Genomic DNA, 23,653 nt, shown 5'->3' on the forward strand with positions numbered 1-23,653 from the left:
AGAGAGGGGATGGGGGGCATGCTCCGATATCGAAAGAAGAGTTTTGCCTATTTGCTAAAATCAGCTTTGCTTGCCTGCGCGATGCTCAGCCTGGTCACCGCCTGTGAAGATACCGCTGAGCCGCCGGCCGGGCATTCCCCGTTTGAAGAATTGCGTCCATACCCTTCTTCACTTACGTACTGGGTGCCGATGGATACAGATGCAGCGGTTACGCTTAAAAACTATGGTGAAATGGGACTATACAAGCAGTTGACGAAGATCACAGGAACACGAGTCACCTTCCTGCATCCTCCGGCAGGGGCACAACAAGCGCAGGATCAGTTTCATTTGATGATGGCGTCTGGCGAGCTACCTGACGTCATCTACACGGATTGGTCAAAAAATAGCCCGGATAAAGCGATTCAAGACGGAAAGATTCTACGGTTAAACGAGCTCATTGAACAGCACGCGCCGAACTTATCCAGACTATTAAACGAGAAACTATATCTTCGAAAAGAATTGACGAGCGATGATGGGAATATTTACATGTTCCCTTCCATTGGCGACGATCCGCAGATATTTGCGTACCATGGGTTAATGCTTCGCAAGGATTGGCTAGAAAAACTCCATTTGAAGGTGCCGGTTACGATCGACGACTGGGAGAAGGTGTTGAAGGCTTTTCGCGATGGGGATCCGAACGGGAATGGACGGAAGGACGAAATACCTTTTTTCTATCGACAGACGGATATGGAGACGAGCTTTCCTTTCATTGGAGCTTTTGGCATTACAACCGGCTTCTATCAGGATGGCGGCGTGGTTAAGTACGGTCCCGCCCAACCTGCCTTCAAAACATTTCTGACTCTGATGAACAAATGGTATGCAGAGGGGCTAATCGATCGCAATTATTTGACCTCCGACATCAGAATTCGCGATGGGCGTATGCTGGATAACCAGCTCGGTGCGGTGGCTGGTTGGGCTGGCAGCGGACTCGGTGCTTATATGCAGGCCATGAAGGAGAAGTTGCCTGATTTTAACCTGATGGGCGTCCCATTTCCTGTACTTCATGAAAAAGGAATGGCCGTTTCGCTGGCAAGACCGCTCATCATTGGCCTCGGAGCAGCCATCTCGGCTAAAGCGATCAATCCGGAACGCATTGCGGCATGGCTCGATTACGGCTATGGGAAAGAGGGGTCAATCCTGTACAATTTCGGTGTGGAAGGTCAAAGCTACACCATTGTGAACGGAAAGCCGCAGTTTACCGATCTGATTCTTAACAATCCTAAGGGATTAACCGTTTCACAGGCTCTATCGAACTTCTCCCTACAATCGGCCAGCGGTCCTTTCGCTACGGATCCCGATGCAGACAAACAATGGCATGCTGATCCCGAGCAGGCGGATGCGATGGTCAAGTGGTCACAAGCCGATCATTCAAAAGCACTACCCAATGGGTTGCTGAATGCAGGGGAACAGGAACAATTTGCGTCGATCATGGCCGACCTTCTCACTTATAAAGATGAAATGGTCAATAAATTCATCATGGGTGCGGAACCATTGTCAGGCTTCGACGATTATGTGCGTAAGTTAACGAAACTCGGGTTACATGAAGTTGTTAGAATCAATCAGACCGCATACGACCGGTATTCAAAAAAGTAAGGAAGAAGGCGCCATCCAGGCGTCTTTTTTATGTTTTCTGAAGAAGAAGTAAAGGGGATAATCGAGGTTTAATATGGACTATTGGGATGGAAAAGCCCCCGTTATATAGTCGTAGAGATGGCCTGATTACACTCAGGCCTTTAACCAAATTAATGAGGAGTCGATGAGATTATGGAAATGATGAAGCTTCTGCTGGGTACAGCGAAGGTGGATATTACACCGCAGAGCCCGATGCCGCTAGCAGGGTTCGGTCATCGGCACGGCGATTTCGAAGGCATTGCTCATCCGTTATATTTGAAGGCTTGGTTTTTTGAACAAAAGGAAGCCACTGGCCCGGCAAGGAAAGCACTGCTAGTGCAGGCAGATATTCTTGCATGGAGCACGGAACGTACGGTAGTGGTTCAGCTCCTGTTATCCGAGTTATACGGTTTGGAACCGGCGGCGATTATCCTGCATGCGACCCATTCACACTGCGGTCCGAGAACACTTGATATTCCCGATCCTATGAATACTGGTTATATAGAAGCATTGGAGCGCTGCCTATTGAAAGCAGTCGAGGAGGCATACCGGAAGCAGGAGCCCGTCGTCATCGAGCGTGGATCCGGCGAATGCCAGATTGGCATTCACCGACGCAAGTTCATAGACGGTGTGATGACCATGGCTCCGAACGAAACGGGACTGATCGATCCAGAGGTTAGCGTGATTCGATTCAAGAGTCAGCGAACGGACGATACGGTGGGCGTGTTGTTCCATTACGCCTGTCACCCGACAACGACTGATCATAAATTCATTAGCGCGGAATTTCCAGGCATCGCCATGGAACATGTGGAACAGGCCATCGGAGGTGGGGCGATTGCCTCTTACTTGCAAGGCTGCTGTGGCGACATTCGTCCCGCCTTGATTAAAGGAGAGGCCTTCTACCGTGGGAGCGATGAAGACGTGCGGCGGCTCGGCACGCAGCTATCCGACGTCGTGCTGCAGGTACTGCATCAGCCGATGCGACAGTTGGAGCCCGGACGGATTAAGGCGGAAGCTGTAGAGGTGAAGCTTCCGTTCGCGTCGGTGCCAGACGCGATGCAGTTGCAGGAGGCGGCGGACAAGTCAGGGTCAGCCGGGGCATGGGGCCGAAGGATGCTGGATGACCCCAAACGAGTCACCTCACATATTCCACTTAAAATGAATCAGATTTCGATAGCGGAAGATCTCGTCTTTCTGGCGATGAATGGAGAAATCATGGTCGAGTACGGACTGTTCATCAAGAATCTGAACCACGGTGGCGTGCTTCCGCTCGCATACAGCAACGGCATGGTGGGCTATATTCCGACGGATCGGCAGCTTGTCGAAGGCGGCTATGAGCCAAATGAGTCCATTTTATACTATTGCTTGCCAGCACCGTTTTCCATTGGAATCGAAAAAGCCATACGTGACGCGGCTTCCCGGCTTCTCAATCGCACTATGCTTAATCCGGATAACCCATATTTAATTTAGGCTATTTGCTCATGTCCTCACTCTTTATATAGTGAAATCGAGCCAACAGCTCACGATATTCAGAATCTAAGGGAGGTTCACGGTATGAAGTTTAAGCGTAAGAAACAGATTGCAGCATTACTTTCGGTATCCGTGCTGGGAGGGCTGGTAGTCGCCTGCAGCAACGACAATAAACCGACAGTGAGCTCTGCGAGTCCATCGAACGAAAGCGCAAAACCAACGGCAGCCCAGACGAGCACGGGACCTAAGTATCCGGCTTCATTCTCGTATTGGGTCACCATGGATACGGATGCAGCGGTTTCGATCAAAAACTACAGCGAGATGGGCATCTACAAACAACTAGAGAAGATTACGGGGACGAAGGTGGAGTTTCAGCATCCACCAGCAGGCGAGCAACAGGTAAAGGATCAATTTAATTTGATGATGGCGACCGGGAAGCTTCCTGATGTTATGGGCTACGCATGGAAAGCGAATTCCCCGGACAAAGCGATCAAGGACGGCAAGATCCTCCGTCTGAATGAGATTATCGACAAATATGCCCCTAATTTATCCAAAATGCTGAAGGATAAGCCCGACTTGAAGCGCCAGCTGACCAGCGATGACGGCAATATTTACGCATTCCCGTTCGTGGGCGAAGACAACCCGGTATTTGTATTTCATGGTTTGTTTTTACGTAAGGATTGGCTCGATAAGCTTAAACTTCAGCCGCCATCAACAGTCGACGAATGGGAAAAGGTTCTGACTGCTTTCCGCGACGGAGACCCGAACGGCAATGGCAAAAAGGATGAAATTCCTTATTTCTACCGTCAGACAGATTATGAAACGAGCTATCCATTTCTTGGTGCGTATGGTCTTAACGCCGCTTTCTATCAAGAGAACGGCGTAGTCAAATACGGCCCATACCAGCCGAAATTTAAGGATTACTTAACACTGATGAATCGTTGGTACAGTCAAGGCTTAATTGACAAAGATTATTTAACTTCTGACGTCAAGCTTAGAGACAGCAAGACACTGAACGATATGATCGGCTCGCAAGCAGGCTGGGGCGGAAGCGGATTAGGCGGCTATTTGCAGCTGAAGCGGCAGCAAGATCCGAACACGGGCTTCAAGTTGGTCGGCGTACCGGTTCCTTCTCTTAATAAGGGCGAGCTTGCAGTATCAGCCGGCGCACCAACCGCCCAATGGAGCGGCATCGGTGTAGCCATCACTACTTCGGCCAAAAATCCAGAACAGATTGCTGCTTGGCTTGATCACGGTTACAGCAAAGAAGGCAAGATCCTGTACAACTTCGGTGTAGAAGGTCAAAGCTATACACTTGCTAACGGTAAGCCCCAATACACGGAGACGATTACGAAAAATCCGAACAAATTATCGATCACGCAGGCGCTCGGCATGTTTACGATTGTCGCTTCCAGCGGTCCATTCCAAGCGGATGAGGACGCAGATCTGCAGTGGCATCCGGACCCGGATACGCAAAGTGCTATGAGAGAGTGGACGAAGGCCGATCACTCCAAATACATGCCATCCAACCTCAATTCGGATGAGCAGGCCAAAATTGCGTCCATCATGACGGATCTGCGGACGTACCAATACGAAATGATCAACAAGTTCATTATGGGGCAAGAGCCGCTTTCCAAATTTGACGAATTCATCTCCACGCTCAAAAAGCTGGGGATCGAAGACGCTACTAAGATTTATCAAACGCAGTACGAAAGATACATGAAGAAATCGTAAGCATCATGCAGATGAAGGAGGCGGAGGGACGTTACGTATACGGACCTCCCTTGCTCCTTCGTACTAGGAGGAATCGTCTATGCAGCTTGAACCGAAGGCGGCGGCAACGCTTCCAGCGACGACGCTTCCCAAAGTAGACCGAATGAAATTCGGCTATCGGTTGAAACGGGATTTGAAAGTGAATCGATATCTATATCTCATGGTATTGCCGGTTGTTGCCTATTACTTATTGTTTCATTACGTTCCGATGTACGGCATCCAGATCGCGTTTAAGAACTACTCCCCAGGCACGGGCATTTGGCACAGCGATTGGGTAGGTTTTAAATATTTTAACGAGTTTTTTCATAGCTTTTACTTCAAAAGACTGATTGTGAATACGCTGATTCTCAGCTTCTACGAACTTATTTTTCAATTCACGGCCCCGATTGTGCTGGCGTTCCTGCTGAACGAGCTTCGCAGCGCCTTGTTTAAACGGATCGTGCAAACGATCGCATACCTGCCCTATTTTATCTCCATCGTCGTCGTTGTTGGCTTTATTGTTGACTTCATGGCGAGAGACGGATTGCTTACCAACATGCTGAATTTCCTGTTCGGGATGGAGAAGGTGGCGTACCTTAGCAAACCTGAATGGTTTCCAGCGATATTCGTCAGCTCAGGCGTCTGGCAAAACGTCGGATGGGGCACCATCATCTATTTGGCGGCGATGGCGAACATCGACCCTTCACTCTATGAAGCGGCGAAAGTCGATGGGGCTAGCCGGCTAAAGATGAGTTACCATATCACATTACCCGGCATTATGCCGACGATTATTATCTTATTGATTTTGCAAATCGGCAGTTTAATGTCGGTGAATACCGATAAAATCCTGCTCTTGTATAATACCGCCACCTATGAGACGGCAGATGTGATTGGCACCTATGTGTACCGTAAAGGTATATTGGAGGCTAACTTCAGCTATAGCGCCGCAATTGGATTATTTAACTCCGTCATTAACTTTATACTTCTCGTGATGGCCAATGCATTCAGTAAGCGCGTAACAGAAACAAAGCTTTGGTAGAAAGGGGGAAACGCGATGATTAAGCGGGCCATGGGAGAACGAATTTTTGATATTGGCAATATCCTTTTTATGCTGCTGCTCGTGTTTGTCACCTTATACCCGTTCTGGTACGTGTTTATTTCTTCGATCAGCGACCCTGCATGGGTAGCACGTACACGCGGGATGATCTGGCTGCCACACGGCTTCAACCTAAATTCGTATAAAGCAGTTTTTCAAAATCCGATCATTCAAACGGGTTACTTGAACACGCTGTTCATCGTAGTCGTTGGTACGACGCTCAACATCTTCATGACCTCGCTGGGAGCCTATGTTCTTTCCAGACAGAACGTCATGCTTAAAAACGCCATTATGTTCATGATCGTGTTTACGATGTTTTTTGGCGGCGGCTTGATTCCGAATTACATGCTTGTGACCAGCCTCGGCATGCTCGACACTTTGTGGGCACTTATTATCCCGGTGGCTATTGGCTCCTTTAATTTGATTATCATGCGAACCGCTTTTCAAGCGGTCCCCGTCAGCCTTGAGGAATCGGCGCGAATCGACGGAGCGAACGATTTCGCGATTTTGTTCCGGATCGTACTTCCGTTGTCGCTGCCCGTCGTAGCCGTTATGATCTTGTTTTACGGCGTCGCCCATTGGAATTCCTGGTTCGGTGCGCTCATCTATCTGCGGGATCGCACGCATTATCCCTTGCAGTTGATCTTAAGAGAGATCCTTATCAGCAACAGCACCGACAGCATGACGGCGGATTCCAGCGGAGATAAACTACAGGTCGCGCTGACCATCAAGTATGCGACGATCATCGTAGCGACGGGGCCGATACTCATTCTATATCCTTACTTGCAGAAGTTCTTTGTGAAGGGCGTCATGATCGGCGCCATAAAGGAATGACGAGGAGAGTGAATTCATGTTCGGCCGAAAAATGATTGCAGGAAGCTTAGGCATGGCCATCATTTGGAGTCTAGCCATTACAGCTGAACCGAAAGCGATTGAAGCTGTAACAGATTATTATGTTTCCGCAACAGGCAGCGATGCCAATCCCGGCACCCAATCGCAGCCCTTTTTGACCATACTCAAAGCGTCCCAAGTTGCGGCCCCCGGCACAACCATTCGCGTCGCGCCGGGGACATACACGGGCGGCTTTCAGACGAAGGCGAACGGGACGGCTTCGGCCCGAATCCGCTATGTGTCCGATACGCCCTGGGGGGCGCGTCTGGTTCCGCCAGCCGTTAACGCCAGCGGCTTCGTTTGGGATAACCAGGGCAGCTACGTGGATATCGACGGCTTCGAGGTGGATGGGAACGGCAGTGATACACGTAACGGCTTATATAATGAAGGTTCTTATGTAGCAATTAAAAACAATCACGTCCACGATATCGCGACGAACATCCCGTGTACGGGCAGCGGTGGAGCGGCCATTAACACCGATTATTATCATTTTGGTGTGGAAACGGAAATCAGCGGCAACATCGTCCATAACATCGGCTACGCCGGCTGCAGTTACATACAGGGCATCTATGTCAGCACGTCGGGCACGGTGAAGAATAATCTCGTTTACCAAAACGGCGGTGCTGCCATTCACCTGTGGCATGACGCCAATCATGTGACGATTACAAACAATACCATTTTCTCTTCGTGGTTTGGCATGGTCATCGGCGGTGGAGACTTCTGGCATACGCAAGGCCCGGCAGAAGAAGTTCATGTATCGAACAACATCGTATTTGACAACAGCTATGGGATCTCCGAGCAGGGGAAAACCGGAACCAACAATACGTACACAAACAATCTTATTTTCGACAACAGCATTTACGACTTGAGTCTGCAGAACGGGTTAACAGCTGTCGGTACCATCACAGCTGATCCGCAGTTTGTGTATTACGATCCAGCTGGCGGTGGCAATTATCACCTCAAATATACATCACCGGCTATCGACTCGGGGGTAGCGAATGATGCGCCTGCGGTCGATTTGGATGGGCAAACACGGCCTCGAGGCGTCGGCATCGATATAGGTGCTTACGAATACGATCTGAACGGATTTACGATTCAGGCAGTATCGCGCGCGCTTCGAAACGGCGAATCAACGTAAATCGTATCATCCTCCGATTTGAGCGTTGCGCAGTATGCAAGCGACAACCCAGCTGTTGCCGTGGTTAACGGAAACGGACTTGTCACGGCCGTCTCGAACGGTGTCGCGAATATCACTGCTGTCGTGACCGGAAGTGGGACACCGAAGAGCAGTGCGGTTCAGATTAAGGTGGCGGAGCGTTTGCAGTCCATCGCACTGCAAACAAGTGAGCAAACGCCGGAAATCGGGCAAACCCAAAAGTATTCGGTAGCCGGGCTGATGAGCGACGGCAGCGCCGCCGATTTGAGCGCCACATCGATCCGTTACTATATGAAAGGCAACACCATTGCATCCGTTAGCTCGACCGGATTGGTAACTGGATTGAATAGCGGAACGGACACACTCCATGTCGATGTGACGTTGGACGGTGTAACGAAACGGACGAATTTGCCTGTCACTATCGCTGCGCCTACGATTGCATCCGTCGCGGTTTCCGCTCCGAGCAGCTCCCTGGTCAAGGGACAGAAGACGCAGTTGACCGTTTCGGGAACATCAACGAATGGGAAGCCGGCATCACTAAAGACGTCTAACATCGCCTACCAAAGCAACAACACCGCAGTCGCAACCGTCAGCGCTACGGGGCTCGTCACGGCGGTTTCCCCGGGGACAGTCAATATGACGGCCAACGTGACGCTGAACGGAGCAACGCATTCCGCCTCGTTTACGATGACCGTGCAGCCTGGCTTATCGATCGTATATGGATTCACTAAACTGCCGATCAACGCCAAGACCGCGGGCACGATCATCTACACACCGACGCTGCAATTCGATGCTACTACTGCTGGGCAATCCATCTCGTTCGAAGTGGATGTGCCGGAAACGCAACTATATCAGCTTCGCATGACGACCTTCAAGGCGACCAGCTACGGCAAGTATGCGATTAAGCTGGACGGACAGCCGCTTTCGGACTATAACTTCTACGGTTCGACGGGAAGAGGTACCGTGTTCGAGACGATCGGGTCGATGCAGCTGACAAAAGGCATTCATCTGCTTACTTTCGAGAATATCGGGAAGAACGAGGAAGCCACCAATTTCAAAATGGGCGTCATCGATCTGGAGTTGCTTGCGTTGCCCGATACCACACAGCCAGTAACGAGCGCAGCGGTACAGGGTGAAGTCCATAACGGTTGGTTTACGTCCGACGTGACGATCAGCCTAAGTGCGGCTGACGTCGATACGGGTATTATTCGGACAGAGTATCGTCTGGACGATGCTGCCGATTGGGCAACGTACAGCGGATCGATATCGATCTCGGCAGATGGCGCCCACACCTTCGCTTACCGCTCGATTGACGCAGCGGGGAACGTGGAACAGACGAAGCTGCTTCCAATTGGCATCGACCAAACGGCGCCAGGCTTAACCGTTACACTAGACCCGTCGACGGTGTGGCCTCCAAACCACAAGATGATGACCATCCATGCGCAGCCGAACGCAGTGGACTCGACTTCCGGTATTGCGAAGATAACCTTCACTTCGATCACCAGCAATGAAATGGATAGCGGGGATCCGGATATTGTCGCAAATATCGGCTCGTCGGACGTTACATTCCAAGTACGGGCGGAACGCAACGGGAACGGGAACGGTCGGATTTATACGATCACGTATACCGCCGTCGACCGAGCTGGCCATCAAACGTCGGCTTCTGCCACCGTATTCATACCTCACGATCGATCAGACACTTAACAATAGAAAGCTAGGGGGACTTCGACACACATTCAAAATTCAATTGGAAAGGGGTGAGGATAATGTAACGATGTATCCGGATTAATGGGTCACTGAAGTCAGTCGGACATCCGTGAATTGACAGGGAAAAGACGTTTATAAACCTTAAGGAGGAAACGTATGTTGATGAATGGTTATGTTGGAAGGAAATTGGGGCTTGGAAAAGTGTCGTCCATCTTCTTGTGTCTGATGATGATGTTCAGTTTGCTCATGCTAGTACCGCCAAAAGCTTTTGCCGCAGCGGACATTTGGGTAGCGCCGGCGCCTGTAGGCAACGACTCGTCTCCGGGCGACGGTTCGCAGGCACATCCATACGCAACGCTAAGTAAAGCGTATAGCGTCGCAGCTTCAGGCGACACCATTAAAGTTAAAGCGGGGACGTATACGGTGGGAACGTCAACGACTGGGTTCATGACAACGAAAAACAATATCACCTATGTGTCCATCGATGGCCCTTATCAAGCTACCATCACACCTACAGACACCAGCAAAGAATTTAACATTTGGGAGAACTGGGGAAATAATGTTGTGATCGATGGGTTCGAAATTGACGGCTCAAGCTCAAAAGCAAGAAACGGCCTTTTAAATCAAGGTTCGTACGTCACGATCAAGAATAACGATGTCCACAATATCATGCAAACGATTTGCGACAGCAAAGGCGGGGCGGGCATTAACATCACCGATTTCAACACAACCACCACAAGCTTCATGGTAGGTACGGTAGTTACTGCTAATAAAGTTCACGAAATCGGCAATGGAACTTGCGGTTTTGTCCAAAGTATCTACATCAGCACAAGAGCGACTGTAACGAATAACGTTGTCTATAACAATCCAGGCGGGGCTGGTATTCACCTATGGCATGACGCCCATCAAGTCACCATTGTGGGCAACACGGTTGTCGACCACAAGTTCGGCATCGTTGTAGGCGCCACCAATGGTTCCGCTAACGGATACAAAGCCTGCTCTGTAGAGGGCTGGGGTTGTTCAGCTAATAACGTCTACGTATCCAATAATATCATCCAGAACAGCAATTCCGGCACCACTTATGGCATTGACTTATCAGGGACGGTCGGTTCCAGCAACACCTACGATTACAATCTGATCAACGGTACCACTTACAATTGGTACCCAACGACAATGACATACGGTACCCACAACATAACAGGACAAAATCCACTGTTTGTGAACAGTTCGGGCAATGATTATAAACTTACTTCCACTTCTCCAGCCAAAAATGCGGGAAGCACGACGAATGCACCTACCGTAGATTTTGACGGGAATACCCGTGACTCGTCGCCAGACATTGGGGCATACGAATACGGAGCATCCGGCAGCAAGACGTTAACGTTCTGGGAGAAGGACAGCGAAGCGGGTTCCACTTCGACTTACTGGTATAAACAGGCGTTGGTAGACGGCGTGGTTGTCTGGGAAAGTGACGTAACGGCAGACGGGACAGCTTGGGCGTCGCATACGGTTTCAATCAATCCGGCTAATCCGACCTTTACTTTGCAGTTTAGACTGACCAGCAAGAAGGCTGTCTCTAATTACCCGATTTCCTTGAACGTTGACGATGTTTCAGTGAGCGGAGCGACGATTACGAACGCGGACTTCGAGGGGACGACAGGCTGGACCTACAGCGAATCAACTACTCCGTTCACCGGTGCTTATGATACGACGTTCCATGGCGGCGCCAAATCATATAAAATTTCGTATCCCGGTTCAACCGCTTCTTCGATAGGCGATAACGCTTCGATCTCGCAATCGGTGACATCCAATACTCAGACACTGACATTCTGGGAGAAGGACAGTGAGGCGGGAACTACTTCGACTTACTGGTATAAACAAGCGTTAGTAGACGGCGTTGTCGTTTGGGAAAGCGACGTGACGGCAGACGCGACAGCCTGGCAGTCGCATACCATCACGATTAACCCTTCCAGTTCGAGCTTTAATCTGCAGTTCAGACTGATCAGCAAGAAAGGCGTCACGAACTACCCGATATCCCTGTACGTTGACGACGTTTCGGTGAGCGGAAAGACAATTACGAATGCAGACTTCGAGGGGACAACGGGCTGGAGCTACAGCGAATCAGTATCTCCGTTCACTGGTGCTTACGATACGACGTTCCATGGCGGAGCAAAGTCATATAAAATTTCGTATCCTGATTCAACCGCTTCTTCAATAGACGATAACGCTTCGATCTCGCAATCACTGTAAGGCTAGCGGTGTAATCGCAGAGTGAGACTCAGAATATGGGCAGGGCATCATCCTTGCGCTGCCCCTTTCTGTTTCCTATATAAAACTTTTGTAAAGGGTGGATACGTATGAAGTTTGGCATGTCCAAGGCGGATATTACGCCGCAATCGCCTGTTTTTATGTCTGGCTTTGGAGACCGTACGCATGAAAGCGAGGGAATCCACGATCCTGTTTTTGCGAAGGCAGTACTCTTGCAAGCGAACAAGACGCTTCTCATTATCACCTTGGATTTGTCGGGTGGGGATCGCAGCTTCATCGATGGGATTAAAAGCATGATAGAACAAACGTTCGATCTGAAACATGACGAAGTACTTATCAATTTTTCTCATACGCACCATGCCGTTGCCGCAAGAGGGGAAGGAAATGCGAGTACGAACAGCGTGGTATACCGAAGCGCGATCGATTACTCTTTTATTCGCGATACGATCGTGGGCCTCGTGAATGAATGCTATTCGCATTTAGAGGAAGGTCAGCTTCAGCTCGCTTGCGGTACTTCCGTATTCGGCGTCAGTCGCCGAAAGTTGACGGACAAAGGTGTCCTGTGGAAGCCCGCTTATGATGTTGAAATCGATCACGATCTTTTCGTATTAAAGCTGGTCGATCAGAAGAACGAGCTCAAGGGCATTCTGTATAGCTACGGCTGTCATCCGACCTCGATGAGCTCAGACAATTACTTGATTTCGAACGATTATCCTGGAAAAACGAACAGCTATCTCGAAGAAACCTATCCAGGCGTAACTGCTGTGTTTTTGCAAGGCTGCGCCGCCGAAATCAAGCCGTTGAAATGCGCGGTTGACGACGATTTTATCTCCTGCAACTTCGAGCAAATGGAAGAAGCAGGCGTCGATCTGGCCAAAGACATTATTCGCGTGCTGAAAGAAAAGACGTTCACTCCAATCGAAGGCGTCTTCAAGACAGTTCTGGTTGAAGCCAACCTACTAATGGAGCATACGCCTATCGAATTTTTTGAAAACATTGTGGGCAATCCCGCAATTGGTGAAGTTCGACGAAGAGGGGCGCAGCGCAAAATCGAGTTTATGAAGGAAGGTCTCACAAAGGATCGGACGTCGATCTATATCAGTGTGTGGCAATTGGACGATGAGACGCGCGTGATTGCGATGGAAGGCGAAATATCGACCGAGTACTCGCTCATGCTCAAGAAACTATTCCCTGGCGGGAAAACGATCGTGCTCGGTTATACAAACGGCGTTACCTTTTATGTTCCTACCCGCAAAATGATCAGTGAAGGCGGCTATGAAGTCGACTATAACCATATCGGCGGTACGTTCAGCGGCATCTTTTTACCGGAAATTGAAGATATCATCGTTGGAAAAATTGCTATGGCCGATTTATCGCTTCGTCTGGCGGACGCGACAAAATAGAAGGGATGGATATAGGATGCAGGTGGAAACCAATGCTGAGAAGTGGTTAAAGAGTCTGACGCTTGAGCAAAAGATCGCGCAAATGATCGTGGTTAGAGGACATGACTATGCGCAAAAAGCGAAACAAATGAACGTACAAGGTCGATTAGGCGGCGTGGGTGCCGTCATGCTGACGACTAAGGGATCTCGCGAGCTGGAGGATATCATCGCATGGGTCAATGAGTGCCATGCGCAATCCACCGCTCCTATTCTCTTTTATTTGGATGCAGAGCACGGCCTTGCCGACACGTTCAACTTTGGCACGCCGTTTCCGACGTTAATGGCGCTTGGCGCAACACGCTCTAAGGAACTGGCCTACCAAATGGGGCGCTGCATCGCGAAAGAAGCCCGTGCTATCGGCTTCGGCGTCGTGAGCAATCCGACAATCGACGTCAACTCCAATCCCGACAACCCAATTATCAATACGCGGGCGATCAGTGACCGGACGGAGCTCGTTGCTTCGCTAGCTGCGGAAGTGGTTCGCGGTATGCAGGAAGAGGGGGTCGTTCCGACGGCCAAGCATTTTCCTGGGCATGGCGATACGGAGGAAGATTCCCATGTATCGATGCCCGTCGTGTCACGGGATAAAGCTTCCCTAATGGAGCTGGAGCTGGCGCCGTACAGGGAGCTGATTGCAGAAGGACTGCTCGGAATCATGACCGCGCATATTTTATTTCCAGCGCTGCTCGCCCCGGATGAGGAGCGCGTACCCGCCACGCTGTCGAGGGCGATCATGACCGACCTGTTGCGAGACGAGCTCGGGTTTGAGGGGCTGCTCATCTCTGACAGCTTGACCATGCGCGGCATCAAGGTGGCATACGGGATCGAGCGGGCAGCCGTGCTAGCGGTGAAGGCTGGCCATGATATCATTTTACAAGACTACGAGTCAGATCCTGAAATTACTTTTCAAGCGCTATACGCTGCAGTGCAGTCCGGAGAGATTCCTATCGATCAGATTGATTCGTCCGTTAAACGGATATTAGAGATCAAAGAAAAGCTCCAGTTGCTGGAGCATCGCCCGATTTCGGCAGAGGAAGCTTTGCTCATCGTCAGTTCACCGCAGCATGTGGCCGTTTCAGCGGAAATCGCCGACAAGTCCGTTACGGTGTTGGAGGCTGCCTCGTTGCCGTTTTCCGGTAAATCAACGCTGGTCATTGCAACGATCGGCGAAGAAGAAGGGATGGAGGCGGAGGACCTCGGGTATGTTGTCAAAGGAAAAACAGCCTACCTTCGCGAGCAAATGAAGTGCTATGTAAGTGACTTCGACATGCTGCTTGTCCAAGAGCATCCGACAGAGGAGGACTTCGTCAACGTTCAGCAAGCGCTTGCGGCACAAGACTACGAGCATGTCGTGTATGCAACATTCGTTCGCGTCTTGTCCTACAAAGAAGGGAGCGGTTCGGTTCCGGATTCCCAGCTTGCCTTGATCGAATTGATTAAGCGACATGCTCCCGAGACTGCGCTGCTCATATTTGGAAGTCCCTATATTTTGCGGAAAATGACGCCACCGGGCAATTGCATTTGCACATACGGCGATTGTGAATATTCGATCGATGCAGCGCTAAAGGTTTTGTATGGCAGACTTACAGCGGAAGGAAAGCTTCCGGTAACGGTGAACGAACAATATCCATTTGGTTATGGCTTATGAAAAGAAAGGGGAGCTGCGCATGAGCTTGTCTCCAATGACGCGCTATTTGACGCTTGTGACGGAGCATCTGTCACGGTTGCATGAAGAACAGAAAGAGGCGGTTCTGAAGGCCGCCCGTTTGGTTGCAGATCACGTCAAGCAGGACAAAATCGTATACGCTTACGGCCCAGGAGGACACTCCAACCTTGGCTCACAGGAAATATTTTTCCGCGCCGGCGGCTTGATGCACGTCAGCGCAATCCTCGACGAAGGCACGCTGCTGAGCGGAGGTGCGCTTCGGTCGATGGCGGTCGAACGTACACCAGGCTACGGCCGTATCGTGGTTGAAGATTATGGGCTTCAGGCAGGAGATCTACTGATCATCATTAATGCATACGGAATTAATTCGGCTGTGATCGATTCAGCGCTTGAAGCGAAGAAAAGAGGCGTCACGACGATAGGCGTCACCTCGGTTGGACACGCAAGTCAAACGCCAGCGGAACATCCCGCACGCCATCCGTCGAAGCAGAATCTGCATGACCTCGTCGACGTCGTGCTGGATTGTCAAGTGGGCGTGGGTGACGCCGTTTTGGAAATCGATGGCTTGGAACAACGGGTGGCTGCGATCTCGACGTTCGCCAACGCATTTCTATTAAATTCTCTGGTTGCGGAGACCGTTAACCTGCTTGCAGAGGAAGGCGTCAAACCGCCGATATGGATGAGTGGCAACGCCTCTGGCGGCGACGAGTGGAACAAACAGTTTATCGAGCGCTTTAAAGGCAGGATCAAAAAGCTTTAGCGGGTAGAAGCTTGTCCTTCATAACCCAACTGTTCTGAAATTTGCAGCGCGGCATCCCGGACCTTTAGCCCGACTTCGTGATAAGTCATACTGGGCAACTCGCTTCGCAATGCTGTAACGCTAATGGCGGCATAGATTTGGCTCAAATGATCGAAAATGGGTGCCGCCAAGCAGCGTATCCCGACTTCGCCTTCCTCGTCCTCGATCGCATAGCCGACTTCTCTGACGTTCGCGAGGAATCTGCGGAAAGTGTCAATGTTCGTGATCGTATGCTCGGTCATGGCAGGCAGGCCGTGCATCTCCACATATTGCGCGAGGGAGTCCTCCGGAACGTATGCGGCAAGCGCTTTGCCCACGCCGGAGTTATGCAAATGGAAGGTTTGACCCACTTCCGTTGAGAATTGCACGAAGCCCGGACCTTTGACCTTCTCAATGTAGCTGGCTTTGCCGTTCTCTAACATCGCTAGATGCACTGTAAAACGGAGCTCGGAGGCGAGCTTCTCCATGTAGGGGCGCGCGATATTGCGTATATCCAGCCTGGATAGCATTTCCATGCCAAAGTTATATAGCCGGAGTGTAAGCCTATACTTGCCGTCATTCGTCTTTTGCACATACTTTAAATCTTCCAGCGTCGTGAGAATCATAAAAATCGTAGATTTCGGAATCTTGTTGATCTCGTATATATCGGTAATGCCGAGCGGGACCGGAGAACGCGCAAGCATCTCGATGATCGCAAGACCTTTCTCGAGCGCTGGGACTGTGTATTTTCTTTTCATTATATCAATCGTCCTTTTGTAATTTTGAATAGTTACAACTTCATTATAAACCTGAGTTCCATCTCTTACAACAACCGAAAGGAGAGGCTATCGTTGGATTTTGATAGGATGAATGATCCGTACTCGTCCCGCCGTTCCGCCATCTATGCTGGAAACGGGATGGTTGCGACTTCGCAGCCCCTTGCGGCTGGGGCAGGTCTTGACATGTTAAAAAAGGGCGGGAACGCCGTTGATGCAGCGATTGCCGCTGCAGCGGCACTGACCGTTGTGGAGCCCACTTCCAACGGAATTGGAGGAGATGCGTTCGCCTTGGTCTGGTTTCAAGGGAAGCTACACGGTTTGAATGCCAGCGGGCCCGCTCCCCGGCTTATATCGATTGATTCGCTAAGGCAAGCGGGATACAATCGCATGCCCATGTATGGTTTCAGCCCGGTTACCGTTCCAGGTGCTCCTGCCGCTTGGGCGGAATTGGCTGCAGCATTCGGAAAGCTTCCTTTAACGGAAGTGATGAAGCCCGCCATTTGCTATGCAGAAGAGGGATTTCCACTTACACCTGTTCTAGGGAGCTCCTGGCAAGGAGCCATCCACTATTTTCGCGAACGACTGCAAGGACCTGAATTTCAAGCTTTGTTTGATACGTTCGCACCAAAAGGCAACGTTCCGGGTATCGGAGACATCTGGTCTTCACCGGATCATGCCAAGACGCTTAGGATGATCGCGGAAACGAACGCCGATGCTTTCTACCGTGGGGAATTAGCGGAAAAGATCGACCGATTCTCCAAGAAATACGATGGGTATTTACGCATTGAGGATCTGGCGGCTTACAAGCCGGAATGGGTAGAGCCGATTAGCGTGAACTATCGCGGATATGATGTATGGGAGCTTCCGCCTAATGGGAGCGGGTTGGTGACTTTGATGGCGCTTAATATGCTCAAAGGATTCGAGTTCTCGCAGCGCGATACCGTCGATACGTACCATAAGCAGATCGAAGCGATGAAGCTCGCATATGCGGACGGAAGGGCGTATATATCCGATCCGCGAACCATGTCCGTACGGCCGGAGGAGCTGCTTTCGGATGCGCATGCAAGGCAACGCCGCAGCCTCATCGGAACGTCGGCGCTGCAACCAACGCCCGGTCAACCGCCGAAAGGCGGGACCGTGTATCTATCTACAGCGGATCGGGATGGAAATATGGTTTCCTTCATTCAAAGTAACTACATGGGCTTTGGATCCGGCCTTGTCGTTCCAGGTACGGGAATTGCCCTGCACAACCGGGGGTATGGCTTTACGTTGGAGAAGAACCATCCCAACTGTCTTGAGCCGGGCAAAAAACCATATCACACCATCATACCGGGTTTTCTCAGCAAAAACGGCCGAGCAGTCGGACCGTTCGGCGTGATGGGTGGCGCGATGCAGCCACAGGGCCATCTGCAGGTTCTCATGAATACCATCGATTTCCAACACCATCCTCAGGCGGCATTAGACGCCCCGCGGTGGCAATGGTTAGAAGGCAAAACCGTAGAGTTTGAACTTTCAACTCCCCGCAGCATTGTTGAGAAGCTCGCCAGAATGGGCCACGATATCAGGTGGTCTTCAAGCTCCGGAAGTTTTGGCAGGGGACAGATCATCTGGCGTTTGGATAACGGCACGTTGGTCGGTGGTACTGAGCCTCGTACAGACGGTCAGATCGCGGCTTGGTGAATTGTGACAATTTTTCAATCAGGAGGCCTTCATCATGCAAATAAAAGAGCTTGACACCCCGTTCGTCTTAATCGATCTAGAACGATTAGACGCAAATATCCGCGACATGCAGCAGATCGCAGACTTGGGCAGGGTGCGGCTGCGGCCTCATGCCAAAACACATAAGCTGCCGGAGGTAGCCCGCTTGCAAATTGAAGCTGGAGCGGTTGGCGTCACCGTCGCTAAACTAGGGGAAGCTGAGGTGATGGCGGACGGGGGCGTTTGCGACATCCTGATCGCCTATCCGATCATCGGACGCCGGAAGATCGAGCGGCTGGCCGCGCTGTTGCCACGGGCGTCGATTACCGTCGCGGTGGAAAGCGAGGAAGGCATTGAAGCGGCGGCGGAAGCTGGCCGGCTTGCGGGACGCCCAGTAGCGGTCCTAATCGAAGTGGACAGCGGCTTCGGACGAGTAGGCGTAATGCCGGATTCCGACCTCTTGTGTGCGATGGCAGCCCGGATCACGAAGGAGCCGTCGCTTGAGTTAAAAGGGCTACTGACATTCGCTGGCCAGTCGTATGATACCGAAAGCGACGAGGAACGTCGCCGAATTGCAACGGTTGAGGCGGGGACTGTCGAACGGCTAGCCTCTTTACTGGATGTGGACGGTTACCGGATGGAAATTGTAAGCGCTGGCTCGACACCTTCCAGTCGTTTCATTGCTGGTTTGCCAGGCGTCACGGAGATTCGGCCGGGTACGTACGTGTTCGGCGATCTGATGCAAGTGAAGCTCGGCGCCCATGAGCTAGACCGTTGCGCACTTACAGTATATACCACGATTATCAGCCGGCCTGCGCCAGACCGTGCGGTCGTTGACGCCGGAACGAAGCTGTTCTCGAGCGACGGGGAAGACTCGCCAATCGGGACGGGACGTGGTTATGCAATAGGTCATCCGGACGTGACGCTCGAATGGATGACGGAGGAGCACGGTATGCTGCGTCTTGGCGAAGCCGCGCGAGGATTGCGCATCGGTGATCGACTGGCTTTCATCCCCGTCCATTGCTGCGGGGTAATCAACATGACAGATCGAGTAGCCGCCGTGCGAGGCAGTGAGGTCGAAGCCATCTGGAACGTTGCGGCGAGGGGGAAATTTCAATGACATTGTCCGAAATCAACTTACCCGGGTTGGATGTGCGCATCGCTGAATGGGTGTCTTTGAACAAAGATGCCCTGATCGAGCTGACATCCTCCCTTATCCGCCAATCGACGGTAAATCAGATTGTCGATGGGACCGAGCGGGAAAGCCAGTTGTTGCTGCAAGATGTGATGAGGCAATGGGGACTCGAGACGGAGCTTTATTCGCCGGAGGATGTTGTAGGCTTTCGGGAACATCCCGCGTATTACACCGGCAAGGATTATCGGCACAGACCGAATGTGCACGGCAGACACCGAGGGACGGGCGGCGGCTGTTCGCTTCTGTTCTCGAGCCACATTGATACAGCGGTCGTTGCACCTGGATGGACTAGTCCCCCGTGGGAGCCTTATGTACGCGAGGGCCGCCTGTACGGGCTTGGCTCATACGACATGAAGGGGGGCTTGGCGGCTTCCATGATGGCTTTACGCTGCATAAGGGAGCTCGGCGTGCCGCTTGCAGGCGATGTCATTGTAGAATCGGTCGTCGACGAGGAGTTCGGCGGATCGAACGGTACACTAGCCGGTCGTTTAAAAGGGGTTCATGCCGATGCAGCTATCGTGCCAGAGCCGACGAATCTAGTTGTCTGTCCAGCTGCGCGTGGCGGAGCTTTGTGGCGGTTGACGTTCCGCGGGAATACCGGGCTTGCGTTCAACGGGGAAGAGATTCATAACCCGCTTTTCGATGCCGGGCGGTTTCTCGTTTTCCTAGAGCGGCATGAACGCGAACGCAGCGGGATGCCCGGTCCTTCACCGTGGTACGTGGAGCCGGCGTCGCTGCCGATCATCCCCACCCGTTTCGAGGCTGGCGACTTAAGTGCTACGCTGTGCGATGTGGGTCCCGAAGTTAGTCTTCTTGACATCTGGGTCGAGTGTTACCCGGGCGTGACTGAGGAGGAGCTGCTTAGTGAGCTGGTGACCGGCTACCAGAAAATGTTCGGCGATACTGTAGCGATTCCTGAATTTGCGAAGCTTATCCGATTTCTGCCGGGCTCGGCGCTGCCGCCAGATTCGCCTATACTTGAAACCGCCATTCGGCATACGCAGGGGGTTTTGAACGAAACCCCGATCGTACGGGGTGCACCCTTTGCTTGCGACTCTTTCATGTTCAACCTGCATAGCTCAACGCCAGCTCTCATACTTGGCCCAAGCGGTGCAAATGCGCATGCGGCGGATGAGTTTGTCGACTTAAAATCCCTTTACCGACTGACGGAGATTTACGCGCGCATCATCGTGGAGTGGTGCGGACCTAGGAACGATTAACTAAATTTAGAGGAGGTTCTATACAATGAGAAAACCAGTTGTGACAGATACCGCTTCCAAGGGAGACGGACCATATTCGCAGGCGATCATATCAAGAGGTCATGTGAACGTATCTGGCCAAGGTCCGCTTGATCTGGAAGGCCGGATCATCGGCGTGTCAATCGAGGAACAGGCGGAAAAGACGCTGGACAACGTGCGTCTGATTCTGGAGGCGGCCGGCAGTTCGTTGGACGATGTCGTGAAGGTGAACGTGATTTTGTCTGATATGGCCGATTTCGAGCGCTTTAATGCTGTGTATCGAAGCGTGTTCTCAGCACCTTATCCGGCTCGCACCTGTTTCGGTGGTCAGTTAGACGGCATACTCGTTGAGATTGACGTCGTCGCTGAGCTTGCGGAAGGGAAGGGATGACGATGCGCAGATTTGAAGGGAAAGTCGTTCTTGTCACGGGGGCAGGGAGAGGAATAGGCCGAGCGGTAGCCGAGCGTTTCGCTCGCGAAGGTGCGGCAATGGCTTTGGTCTCGAACGACGTGGCCAATTTAACCGAAACAGTAAAAGAGCTAGAGGCGGTCGCAGCGGACATTCTTGCGGTTACGGCTGATGTGTCTGATAACGGGCAAGTCCGCGACGCCGTGGAACAGATCGTGCGTCGCTTTGGTCGAGTTGATATTTTGATCAACAATGCGGGGATTGCTTGGGAAGAGTCCGTTCTGGATATTACACCAGAGAACTGGTGCCGAATCATCGACGTGAATTTGAACGGATTGTTCTGGGTCGCACAAGAGACAGCCAAAGTCATGGTTCGTCAGCGGGAGGGCGTCATCCTCAATATGGCCTCCACGAATGGTCTCGTGGGTGAGGCAAAGTATGCGCATTATAACGCGTCCAAAGGCGGGGTAGTTTTGCTGACGAAGACGATGGCGATTGAGCTTGGCGCAAGTGGCATCCGCGTGAATGCGGTTTGCCCGGGCTACATCCAGACACCGATGTCCGAAGCAATCGACGACACGGAGTTTGTCGATCAATACGTTCGGGATAAAATCCCGCTTGGACGCACTGGCAAACCAAGCGATGTGGCTGGCGTATTTGCATTCCTCGCTTCGGAGGATGCGGCGTTCGTCACAGGCGAGTGCCTGGTGGTCGACGGCGGGCAACTCGCATTGTAGAGAGAGGGGGAGGACAAATGAATAAGATTGAAGAAAAGCTTGCTCTTCTGGGCGGACCCAAGGCGGTTAACGGGGCTAACGAGGAGTTGTTTCGCTGGCCGATCATCACAGCGGAGGATGAAGAAGCGGTGCTGGAGGTGCTTCGGCGCGGTAGAATGTCGGGTACCGATGTTACCGAGCAGTTCGAACGGGAGATCGCCGATTGGCTCGGGGTTCCGTATGCACTAGGCTTCCATAATGGAACCGCTTCGCTGCAAGCGGCGATGTTCGGCTGCGGAGTCGGTGTCGGCGACGAAGTCATAGCTCCGGCGCTCACCTATTGGGCGACCGCGATGCCAGCGTTCTCGCTCGGCGCCTCCGTCGTATTTGCCGACATCGATCCCGTAACACTGGGTCTCGATGCAGCGGATATCGAGCGGAGGATCACGAGCCGCACAAAAGCCATTGTGGTGGTTCATTATTTGAGCCATCCGGCAGATATGGATCCGATTCTGCAAGTAGCGGCTAAACACGGGGTGAAGGTGATTGAAGATGTCTCCCATGCACTAGGAGGCCTCTATAAAGGACGTCCGCTCGGCACGATCGGGGACGTTGGCGCCATGTCCATGATGACCGGCAAAGCGTTCGCAATCGGTGAAGGCGGCATGCTGGTGACGAGGGACCGAACCGTGTACGAGCGGGCTATTGCCTTTGGCCATTACGAGCGCTACGGAACGACGATCGAGACACCGGAGCTCCAGCCGTACATCGGGATTCCGCTTGGCGGGATCAAGTACCGGATGCATCAGCTCAGCTCGGCGGTCGGCCGTGTGCAGCTGAAGTATTATGAAGAGCGCATTGCTGAGATCGAGCGGGCGATGTCTTACTTCTGGGAAGGGCTAAGCGGACTGCCCGGAATCAAGCCGCATCGTCCAGACGCAGGATCCGGCAGTCGTAACGGAGGCTGGTATGCCGCCCGCGGACGCTACGAGCCGGAGGCGTTAGGCGGTTTGTCCGTGACCAGCTTTTGTGCTGCCCTACGCGCAGAAGGAGTATTAAGTGTAAGTCCAGGCTGCAATTTGCCACTACACCTGCATCCCTTTTTCCATAGTGCTGATGTCTATGGACATGGCAAACCGACGAATTTAGCCCATGCCAACCGCGATTTGCGTCAACCCGTGGGCAGTCTGCCTGTGACTGAGTCGATCTCGGCGCGGCTGTTCGCGCTGCCATGGTTCAAGCACGATTGGCGTGATCAAATCGATGAATATGTGCTGGCTTTCCGCAAAGTAATCGAGCAGCATCAGGAGCTGCTAGCCGTCGACACTGGAAATCCACCGACATTAGGTGGCTGGCACTTTTTTAATCACAGCTCGAAAAAAGATTAATAGGTTGTACCAATTTCAAAGAAAAGGAGCCGCAGCTGCTCTTTTGTTTGGCTTCAGGCAGTGAATTTTCCCAACATTGAAATTATAAATGCTAAAGCAATTTTCGATAGTTTCCTAGAGCGGATCCTGTCACCTTTATAAATAGATTCTGAAACGCCGTCACACTTTGATACCCGACTAGCTCTGCGATTCGTTCAACCGAACAATCCATTGTGGCCAGATAGCGACATGCTGCGTGAATCCGTTGCTCAAACTTTATGCGATAGCAAGTAACAATAACAAAAGCAGCTGAATAATGAGCTGAATAATTTATATTTTAACGAACAGCCGATACATGACAGTAAGCATTTACAC

The 23,653-nt window shown here is 51.7% G+C and carries 19 protein-coding genes; 17 read left to right on the forward strand and 2 right to left on the reverse strand.

Annotated elements, in window-relative coordinates:
- Positions 1-18 precede the first annotated feature (18 nt).
- The 11 genes from AC58QT_RS04470 (at position 19) to AC58QT_RS04520 (ending at position 15,858) form a co-directional block, all read left to right on the forward strand.
- Positions 19-1,632, forward strand: coding sequence for a type 2 periplasmic-binding domain-containing protein (locus AC58QT_RS04470; protein WP_497407866.1), 1,614 nt, complete (start codon positions 19-21; stop codon positions 1,630-1,632).
- A 180-nt stretch (positions 1,633-1,812) separates the two neighbouring features.
- The gene (locus tag AC58QT_RS04475) at positions 1,813-3,120 is read left to right on the forward strand and encodes a neutral/alkaline non-lysosomal ceramidase N-terminal domain-containing protein (RefSeq protein WP_497407867.1); all 1,308 of its coding nucleotides are present in this window, start codon (positions 1,813-1,815) and stop codon (positions 3,118-3,120) included.
- Between the two features lie 84 nt (positions 3,121-3,204).
- A complete protein-coding gene (locus AC58QT_RS04480) occupies positions 3,205-4,854 on the forward strand; it encodes a type 2 periplasmic-binding domain-containing protein (protein ID WP_497407868.1) in 1,650 nt (549 codons plus the stop codon).
- 142 nt (positions 4,855-4,996) lie between these two features.
- Positions 4,997-5,911 (forward strand): ABC transporter permease, encoded by a 915-nt coding sequence (locus AC58QT_RS04485; protein ID WP_497408083.1) that lies wholly within the window; start codon positions 4,997-4,999, stop codon positions 5,909-5,911.
- Positions 5,912-5,926: 15 nt separating this feature from the next.
- Entirely contained in the window at positions 5,927-6,802 is an 876-nt protein-coding gene (locus AC58QT_RS04490; RefSeq protein WP_497407869.1) for a carbohydrate ABC transporter permease, read from the forward strand.
- Between the two features lie 16 nt (positions 6,803-6,818).
- Positions 6,819-7,997: a right-handed parallel beta-helix repeat-containing protein gene (locus AC58QT_RS04495; RefSeq protein ID WP_497407870.1), complete on the forward strand. Its 1,179-nt coding sequence runs from the start codon at positions 6,819-6,821 to the stop codon at positions 7,995-7,997.
- An 18-nt stretch (positions 7,998-8,015) separates the two neighbouring features.
- Entirely contained in the window at positions 8,016-9,719 is a 1,704-nt protein-coding gene (locus tag AC58QT_RS04500; protein ID WP_497407871.1) for an Ig-like domain-containing protein, read from the forward strand.
- 159 nt (positions 9,720-9,878) lie between these two features.
- Complete coding sequence (locus AC58QT_RS04505) at positions 9,879-11,972, forward strand: choice-of-anchor Q domain-containing protein (protein ID WP_497407872.1); 2,094 nt, start codon at positions 9,879-9,881, stop codon at positions 11,970-11,972.
- A gap of 107 nt (positions 11,973-12,079) precedes the next feature.
- Positions 12,080-13,393, forward strand: a complete 1,314-nt coding sequence (locus AC58QT_RS04510; RefSeq protein ID WP_497407873.1) for a neutral/alkaline non-lysosomal ceramidase N-terminal domain-containing protein — start codon at positions 12,080-12,082, stop codon at positions 13,391-13,393.
- Positions 13,394-13,409: 16 nt separating this feature from the next.
- Positions 13,410-15,080: a glycoside hydrolase family 3 protein gene (locus tag AC58QT_RS04515; protein ID WP_497407874.1), complete on the forward strand. Its 1,671-nt coding sequence runs from the start codon at positions 13,410-13,412 to the stop codon at positions 15,078-15,080.
- 34 nt (positions 15,081-15,114) lie between these two features.
- Positions 15,115-15,858, forward strand: coding sequence for a sugar isomerase domain-containing protein (locus AC58QT_RS04520; protein ID WP_497408084.1), 744 nt, complete (start codon positions 15,115-15,117; stop codon positions 15,856-15,858).
- Here AC58QT_RS04520 and AC58QT_RS04525 read toward each other — a convergent pair.
- Complete coding sequence (locus AC58QT_RS04525; protein ID WP_497407875.1) at positions 15,855-16,634, reverse strand: IclR family transcriptional regulator; 780 nt, start codon at positions 16,632-16,634, stop codon at positions 15,855-15,857. The two genes, AC58QT_RS04520 and AC58QT_RS04525, sit on opposite strands and share 4 nt — an antisense overlap.
- A gap of 108 nt (positions 16,635-16,742) precedes the next feature.
- On the opposite strand from AC58QT_RS04525, the gene AC58QT_RS04530 reads away from it, so the two are divergent.
- The 6 genes from AC58QT_RS04530 to AC58QT_RS04555 are packed head-to-tail and all read left to right on the forward strand — an operon-like array spanning position 16,743 to position 23,299.
- A complete protein-coding gene (locus tag AC58QT_RS04530; protein WP_497408085.1) occupies positions 16,743-18,335 on the forward strand; it encodes a gamma-glutamyltransferase family protein in 1,593 nt (530 codons plus the stop codon).
- A gap of 34 nt (positions 18,336-18,369) precedes the next feature.
- A complete protein-coding gene (locus AC58QT_RS04535) occupies positions 18,370-19,473 on the forward strand; it encodes an alanine racemase (RefSeq protein ID WP_497407876.1) in 1,104 nt (367 codons plus the stop codon).
- Positions 19,470-20,768 carry a M20 family metallopeptidase gene (locus AC58QT_RS04540; RefSeq protein WP_497407877.1) on the forward strand — a complete coding sequence of 433 codons (1,299 nt, stop codon included), beginning with the start codon at positions 19,470-19,472 and terminating at the stop codon, positions 20,766-20,768. Before AC58QT_RS04535 ends, AC58QT_RS04540 begins: the two co-directional genes overlap by 4 nt.
- 25 nt (positions 20,769-20,793) lie before the next feature.
- Entirely contained in the window at positions 20,794-21,177 is a 384-nt protein-coding gene (locus AC58QT_RS04545) for a RidA family protein (protein ID WP_497407878.1), read from the forward strand.
- A 2-nt stretch (positions 21,178-21,179) separates the two neighbouring features.
- Entirely contained in the window at positions 21,180-21,932 is a 753-nt protein-coding gene (locus AC58QT_RS04550; protein ID WP_497407879.1) for an SDR family NAD(P)-dependent oxidoreductase, read from the forward strand.
- 17 nt (positions 21,933-21,949) lie between these two features.
- Entirely contained in the window at positions 21,950-23,299 is a 1,350-nt protein-coding gene (locus AC58QT_RS04555; protein ID WP_497407880.1) for a DegT/DnrJ/EryC1/StrS family aminotransferase, read from the forward strand.
- A 91-nt stretch (positions 23,300-23,390) separates the two neighbouring features.
- On the opposite strand, the gene AC58QT_RS04560 is transcribed toward AC58QT_RS04555, so the two are convergent.
- Complete coding sequence (locus AC58QT_RS04560) at positions 23,391-23,612, reverse strand: helix-turn-helix domain-containing protein (RefSeq protein WP_497408086.1); 222 nt, start codon at positions 23,610-23,612, stop codon at positions 23,391-23,393.
- Positions 23,613-23,653: the final 41 nt, after the last annotated feature.

The organism is Paenibacillus sp. J31R109 (assembly GCF_059692055.1).